The sequence below is a fragment of the Campylobacter concisus genome, from assembly GCF_902460545.1.
Taxonomy (GTDB): Bacteria; Campylobacterota; Campylobacteria; order Campylobacterales; family Campylobacteraceae; genus Campylobacter_A; species Campylobacter_A concisus_AE.
In genome coordinates, this window is sequence record NZ_CABPUE010000012.1 from 1 (window position 1) to 7,437 (window position 7,437).

At 33.8% G+C, this 7,437-nt stretch carries 7 protein-coding genes; 2 read left to right on the plus strand and 5 right to left on the minus strand.

What is annotated here, in order from left to right; genetic code table 11:
- Positions 1 to 258: 258 nt before the first annotated feature.
- From FZ949_RS09395 to murI, 4 genes are all read right to left on the minus strand, one after another.
- Positions 259 to 399, minus strand: coding sequence for a hypothetical protein (locus FZ949_RS09395; RefSeq protein WP_159070032.1), 141 nt, complete (start codon positions 397 to 399; stop codon positions 259 to 261).
- A 71-nt stretch (positions 400 to 470) separates the two neighbouring features.
- A complete protein-coding gene (locus FZ949_RS08800; RefSeq protein ID WP_103580320.1) occupies positions 471 to 2,462 on the minus strand; it encodes a hypothetical protein in 1,992 nt (663 codons plus the stop codon).
- Positions 2,463 to 2,487: 25 nt separating this feature from the next.
- Positions 2,488 to 3,510 carry an IS1595 family transposase gene (locus FZ949_RS08805; protein ID WP_103580321.1) on the minus strand — a complete coding sequence of 341 codons (1,023 nt, stop codon included), beginning with the start codon at positions 3,508 to 3,510 and terminating at the stop codon, positions 2,488 to 2,490.
- Between the two features lie 115 nt (positions 3,511 to 3,625).
- The gene (gene murI, locus FZ949_RS08810; protein ID WP_103580322.1) at positions 3,626 to 4,414 is read right to left on the minus strand and encodes a glutamate racemase; all 789 of its coding nucleotides are present in this window, start codon (positions 4,412 to 4,414) and stop codon (positions 3,626 to 3,628) included.
- A 92-nt stretch (positions 4,415 to 4,506) separates the two neighbouring features.
- Between murI and FZ949_RS08815 the strand changes: the two genes are divergently transcribed.
- The gene (locus tag FZ949_RS08815) at positions 4,507 to 5,667 is read left to right on the plus strand and encodes an FtsW/RodA/SpoVE family cell cycle protein (protein WP_021091312.1); all 1,161 of its coding nucleotides are present in this window, start codon (positions 4,507 to 4,509) and stop codon (positions 5,665 to 5,667) included.
- Positions 5,664 to 6,686, plus strand: a complete 1,023-nt coding sequence (gene murG / locus FZ949_RS08820) for an undecaprenyldiphospho-muramoylpentapeptide beta-N-acetylglucosaminyltransferase (protein WP_103580324.1) — start codon at positions 5,664 to 5,666, stop codon at positions 6,684 to 6,686. Before FZ949_RS08815 ends, murG begins: the two co-directional genes overlap by 4 nt.
- Here the strand turns inward: murG and FZ949_RS08825 are convergent.
- Entirely contained in the window at positions 6,678 to 7,412 is a 735-nt protein-coding gene (locus FZ949_RS08825) for an imidazole glycerol phosphate synthase (RefSeq protein WP_084041322.1), read from the minus strand. The two genes, murG and FZ949_RS08825, sit on opposite strands and share 9 nt — an antisense overlap.
- Positions 7,413 to 7,437: the final 25 nt, after the last annotated feature.

The following is a 7,437-nucleotide window of genomic DNA, read 5'->3' on the forward strand; positions in this document are numbered from 1 at the left end:
GTTAAAATATTCTATTGATTTGATAAAAAATAAAAAAAATGTTACTTTGTGCTATGTTTCATCAAATTTTATTTTTCAGCCCTGTCCTTTTTTGGCAACTTTCTTTACTGCAAGTAAAGCTATAGTGCTTAAAATTCGCCATATAAGTTGAATTATCTAACATTTTTCTTTCCTGTCTATTGTTCTTGTAAATAAAATCGTTGCCAAATTTTACCTTTTTTTGTATCTGAAATTTAAGCGGGCAACTCGTAATTTATGTTACACTATTTGCTGTTTGTCAATTTGAATACATTTAGAGAGAGCTTGTGCAAAAGAGCCTTGATAGACTATAAAATCTAAGATTGCTTGAATATTTTTCTCTGACATAGCCTGAATATCAGCAAAATCAATGTTTGACATATAAGCTTCCTTTCTATGCTTGTTTTTGATAAGTTGTTTGTGTAGAAAAGTGCCGTAAGTGGCACTTTTGGCTACTTTAATATTTCATATTTAAGCATTTTTGGACGGATTTTCTCTAAATGTAATGCTCTAAGTTTAGCTTTTAAATCAACGATTTTAGGATAAAGATTATGTTCTCGCCAAAGCTTTCCATATTCGTTCTTTTTGTATTTTTCTATACCTTTTATACCATTTATCTTTGTTTCAGTACAAAGCCATTTATAAATTTTATAAATTTCGCTATCTTTTCGTTTTTTATCAAGCAATCTATCTGCCACTTCCCAAAAAATTGAGTTATCATCGCAGTCATTTTTGTGTGTGCAAGTAGCATAGAGCAGACAATCTTGCAAAAACTCTTTATCTTTTTGATACACAGTGCCACCATCGCTAGTTTTATAAACTGTGTCTATTATGCGATAATCTTTAAAATTATCTCTTATGTAGCCATTTTCACTTACTTCATCTCTGCACGCACAAAAAAGTGGAATGACTTTGAGTAAGTTTTTCTCACTTACCCACTTTGTGCCATACTTACCATTTGAGTTTATGCTGCCCGTTAAGCGTGGCGAAGCAAAAGAAAAATTTCTAGCTTCAATCATACAAACACTATTTTCTTTGCCGTCATCACTAAAAAAATCAGATATTGTGTTTTTAACTTTTTTTACAACAAAATCGTCATCTATATCATTTTTGAAATGTAGCTCATCGTAATATTTATCCTTATTTCGCCAACTAATCAACGCAATTGCACTCTCACTAGCATTAAAGTATTTGCGATTGCATAGATAGCACTCTGCTACTTCTTTGTTTATTAAGTCTCTTGATTTCCAAATCTTTATCGGTCCGTAATGTATGTATGCGTAAGGTTCATAGTATTTAAAGGCTGAAAAGCAGAACTGCTCATCGAGATCCTCCCCTCCCCTATCCATTTGAGTGCGAACCCAAGTCTTTTGATAAATAGACTTAATTCCGCCATCTTTGTTTGAGTTTGTTTGTGCGTATGGTGGATTTTCAAGAAAAATTACAGCAAGATTTTTAACGTTATTCTTTTTCTTATAGTTTTCTATTGCTTTTTGATAGAATTTTACGCCGTTTTCAGACAAACTATCTAGCACTTCAACTTGTGCCATATCCATAAAGCGAATATTTGCCGTAAGGGCTTCTGCTTCGTTTATAGTGCCTAATATCATATGAGAGTAGATATTTTCATCAAACTGACTTTGTAAATTTCCAACGCCCACACATCTATCAATAATTACATAATCATCATAACCGTCTTTTTTGCTTTGCTTTATTGCATTTATGGCATATTGAGTTGAAATTTTTACATATTGTGGTGGAGTAAAAAATGCACCCTCTATTTTTTGCACATACTTTTCGTTCATTTTATCATTGTCAAGAATAAGACGATTTATGTCTGCATTTTTATAATCAAACGGCTTAAACCAACCAAGTATGCCTTTTTCAAGTTTCTCGTAAGCCTCGATTTTTGTGGTTATATTAAAGACCTTATAAATGTTTTGAATAACTTCCACCAAATCCACATCATAATCTCTTAAATCATATTCGTATGTTTCTTTTTTATTATTGAAAAACTTTTTAAAAGCATTTGGGTTTTTATACCAATCAAATTTTTTAACTAAATTGCAATGGCAATCATAAACTTCTACTTCAAATGTTTGAAGCTCTACATAAATGCGGTAATATGGTATTCTATCGCCCTTTTGTTTAAGCCTTGTAGGGATTGTGTCATATAATTCTTGATAGGCTTTTTTGATGCCACCGCCCTCATTTTCATTAAGTTTGCACTCTATTATAGTATTACCAACAATGCCATCGCTTTGATTTTTATCCATACTTTCAGGGTCTATATCATAGCCATTTTGTTTAAGCCATACATAAAATACTCTTTGTCCTGCGACTTCTTGTTCCAGCATTCTACTTACAATCCCTTTTTTTGTAAGCCCTAGCAAATTTTCATTTAATATATTTTCTAAAACTTCTTTGTTTTTCTTTAAACTCATTTTTTTCCTTTAAATTTTTTTAACTCTACGCCACCAATAACGGCACAGCAGGTCTATTTGCTACGCTTATACTTTGGCTTAGACAGTTTGTATTTAGTATATGATTAAGTAGCATCCGCTTCTTATCTTTTCTACTCTCTTTTGCAAAATTTACGAAATTATGATAGACAAGATAGTTATTAAGATACTTTGTAGATACACCTTTAAAATTATACACTAGCATAGATTTTAGTCTGCTATGATAGTTATTTACGACTTGGATATTAAAACTTCCATTAGAGTGTTTATTTCGCGGTATTCTTATATGATTTAGGTTCATTTCGTTTGAGGGTTTTAGATATGAGCGTAGGCTATCGGTTACAAATACGCTCTCTTTTTCTACTTTGCCAAAGATAACGCTATTTAAAGCCTTTACATTTGGCTTACCAAGATTTGCTATTTTGGCTACTGATTTGCCATTTAAATTTACAGCACAAGGTATGCAAACTAACTCTTTTGATAATCCACGCTTAGTGTTTGCGGTTCCCCTTTTCTTAGCCAAGCGTGGAAAGTCAAAATCCTTATGATGACCTTTATACGAGATAGGCATAAAAGTTTCGTCAGCTTCAACGATGCCATCAAGTTTTATGTTATCTTGCATTTGTTGTAAGGCATCTAGGATTTTATGTCGCCAAGCAAAAGCAGTAGGTAGTGAGATACCACAAATTTGGGCAGTTTTTCTAAGCGAGTATTTTTCTATCATACAATGGATATATTTTTCCCATACGGATAGGTCTTTTTTGACACCATACAAGATAGTATTATTTGTTTGGGCAAATGTTTTACGACAATCCATACATATAAATCTTTGTCTGCCTTGCACCTTGCCATTTTTTACAAAGTGAGTAGATTTACAATGCGGACACTCTTTTATCTCTTTGGTAAGAGTAAAATTTTGTTCTTGTTTTTCTTTTGATTTGATAGATTTTAGAAATGATTTTTTATCGTCATCGCTTAGAGTACTAAAAAGTTGTTTTACGATTTCAAGCTCTGCGTTTGAAATTGCCATTTTACCGCCTTCATTGCTATTTTTAATATGGATATTTTAGCAAAAAAAGCTAAAAATCAATAGTCTATTTTAACAGAGCCAAAATTTTTATTTGTGGTATTTAGTTAGATTTAACCTAGCAAATCGCCCTCATCTTTTCTAGATGAGTTAAATTTCTTGAAATTTTATCTAGCTCAAATTTACTGAATACTTCATCACCAGAATAGAAAAATCTAACTTTTAGGGCTTGATCTAAAGTAGAAATTTTTAGTCCAAGCTCACTTATAAGGCGATTTATTGTCCCTTCGTTGCCATCAATTATGCTTATATTTGACGGCAAAATTTCTCTTAAGCTATCTTTAAAATAGTTAAAGTGTGTGCAGCCAAGCACTAAAAAGCCAAATTTACTTAGATCAAATTTGGCTAACTCTTCTTTTAGATATGATTTCACATTCTCGGTGTCAAATTCCCCATTTTCAGCAAAATTTACAAGGCGAGGCAGTGCAAGTAGCTCAGTCTTATCTTTTGCGTGTAAATTTGCGATCAGCTCTTTTAGTTTTGCACCATTTACGGTGACTGGAGTGGCTATGACTAGCGTTTTTAAGGCATCATTATGGCTTAAGTCATGAGCCTTTTTTACAGCTGGCTCCATACCGATGATCGGCACGCTTAAATTTACTCTAAGCTCTTTTATCGCTACGCTTGTTGCCGTGTTGCAAGCCACTACAACGGCGTTTGCGCCATTTTCTATGAGAAATTTCACCGCATCAAAGCTAAATTTTAAGATCTCATCCCTGCTCTTTTGTCCGTATGGGACATTTTTAACGTCTGCGTAATATAAAAATTCATGCTCGCTAAGCTTGCTTAAAGCTTCATTTAAGACACTCAGTCCGCCAAGCCCCGAGTCAAATATACCTATCTTCATGCCCATCCTTAAAGCCTGCAATTATAGCAAATAATATCTTTGTAAGCCGTTTTTTATTATACTTTGACACTTTTTAAACTTGGAGTTAAATTTTGGCAGTTGATAAGATCATTTTCTATCTTTGTTCGACTTTGATCGCTATAAGCATTATTTTTTCACTATCTTTGCCAGTTTTTACGGTTTTATTTTTTAATTACGACGAATTTCACTTTTTCATCCGCCAGTTTATTGTTGGTTGTATCGGAATTTTCATTATGTGGTGGCTCTCTAGACTTAATCCTGAAAAAACGCTTGTTTGGATAGGGTTTGGCCTTCTTATATCTTGCGGTATCGCCATGGGGCTAATGCATGCATTGCCAGCTTCAATGGTGACTGACGCTGGTGGTGCTAGGCGTTGGATTAGACTACCTGGCTTTTCACTAGCTCCAGTTGAGTTTTTTAAAATCGGTTTTGTCTACTTCTTGGCTTGGAGTTTTACTAGAAAATTTAGTGAAGGCAAAAGGACCCTGCTAGATGAGATTAAGATACTTATGCCTTATATTATTCTTTTTGGTGTTGCCATCTTTCTTATCGCTGTTATGCAAAATGACCTTGGTCAAGTGGTTGTGCTGGCGCTTACATTTGTGACGATGGCGCTTTTTGCAGGAGCAAGTGCGAGACTTTTTAGTATCGGTATCTTAGGAGCTGCTTTTGTTATGACAGTAGCGATAATCAGCTCTGAGCATAGAATTTTACGTATAAAGTCATGGTGGGGAACGATACAAAATATGGTACTTTCTTTCTTGCCTGACAGCGTTGCAGATGTATTAAGAGTGGCTGATGCGCCAGAGCCATATCAAATTTCTCACTCATTAAATGCTATAAAGCATGGCGAATTTTTCGGCGAAGGGCTTGGCGCTGGTATCTTTAAGCTCGGCTTTTTAAGTGAGGTCCATACTGACTTTGTATTAGCTGGTATCGCTGAAGAAGTTGGTGTATTTGGTATTTTGTGTATCGTAGCTATATTTATAACGCTACTTTATAGAATTTTTAGAATTTCAGCTAGAAGCGAAAATAAGGTCTATCACCTATTTACGCTTGGTGTCGGGCTTATCTTATCGTTTTCATTTTTAATGAATAGCTATGGCATCACATCGATCACGCCTATCAAGGGTATTGCTGTGCCATTTCTTAGTTACGGCGGTAGCTCTGTGCTTGCGATTTGTATCGGTATCGGTATGGTTTTGATGGTTAGTAAAAGGGCAAAATTATGATTGTTATTTGCGGTGGAGGTACTGGTGGGCATTTAGCTATCGCAAGAAGCTTTTGCGAGGAGCTAAATAGACGAGATATTAAGCCCATTTTTATTGGTTCAACTAGCGGTCAAGATAAATTTTGGTTTGAAAATGACGAGAATTTTTTACAAAAATTTTTCTTGCCAAGTAGTGGTGTGGTAAATAAGAGAGGCTTTGCTAAACTAAAATCACTAACAAATATCGTAAATCTTGCTTTAAAATGTAGAAAAATTTTTAAGCAAAATGACGTTAAGGCAGTCATTAGCGTTGGTGGCTATTCAGCAGCTCCAGCAGCCATTGCAGCCATTATCTCAAAAGTGCCGCTTTTTATCCACGAACAAAATGCTGTAATGGGCAAACTAAATAAAATTTTAAGGCCTTATGCGAAAGGCTTTTTTAGCTCTTATGATGAAGTTTCACCCTACCCTTACCCTGTGGCAAAGAAATTTTTCGATAGTGCAAGAGTGAGAGAGGAGCTAAAAACTATTTTGTTTTTGGGTGGCTCACAAGGCGCAAAAGCGATAAATGAACTAGCTATAAATTTAGCTCCATATCTTAAAGAAAAAGGCATAAATATAATTCATCAATGTGGTAAAAACGGCTTTGATGAACTTAAAAAAAAATATGATGAACTTGGCTTTAATGAAACGAATTTAGAAATTTTTGAATTTAGTAAAGAGATAGAAAATAAGATGAGTAAGGCTGACCTTGCCATATCAAGAGCAGGAGCTAGCTCGCTTTGGGAGCTTTGTGCAAACGCCCTTCCATCTATTTTTGTGCCATTTCCTTATGCCGCTGGTAATCATCAGTTTTATAACGCTAAATTTTTAAAAGATAAAGGCATTGCTGAAATTTGCTTGCAAAATGGAGAAATTTTAGACAAAGACGAAGTTATAAGAATGATAGAAAATTTTGATCTAAACAAAAGCAGTAAAGCTCTAAAAGATATCCTTTTGCCAAATGGAGCAAAAGAGATAATTGATAAAATTTTAAACTAGCTCCTCGCCTATCGCACAAGCTTTTAGTTCTTTTAGTTCAAAGATCAAGTAATGATAAATAAGCTCATTTGTGTTTAAAATTTTTGCACTAAAGACTGGTTTTATCATAGTTATTATCTTGTCAGTTATACCCGCGATCTCCACTAGCAAAAGCTCATCTTTGCGTTGCTTTGCAGCCTTAATACAATTATAAAAGAACGTATAAATTATCTTAAAATTTTGCAAAATAACATTTGAAACAATCCTAGAATGAATATGCAAAACATTATGTATACGCTCTTGTAGAGTATTTAGCTCCGCAAGTATTGATTTTATTTGAGTAGTATCTGTTGTCCTAGAAAAGAGATTTTTCGCTTTATTTTTGTTTTGTATTTGATACTCTGCTACTAAAATTTCTATTATATTTAAAATGGCGACATAGCTTTCTTGTAAATTTTCATTTGCCTTAAAGCTCACACCGTTTTTCTCAATTTTATAGTTTAAGCTTCTCTTTATCTGCTCCAAATAAGTACTAATGTTTTCATAATAGTCCTCTGTGTTGAAGACACTTTTAAAAAAATCGCTTTCACCTTTTAAATTTGTAAGTTTTTTTTTAAGTTCATCAGCATTTTTATTAAACTCAACAACTCCAACTGCCAAGCCGATCTCGTGTTCACTATTTTGTTCTAATGCTGTCAAACTTTCTTTTAGTACCGAAATTTGTTTTTGAATATTTTGAAAATCCATTTTTTCTCTTTTAATTTTTTTGCTT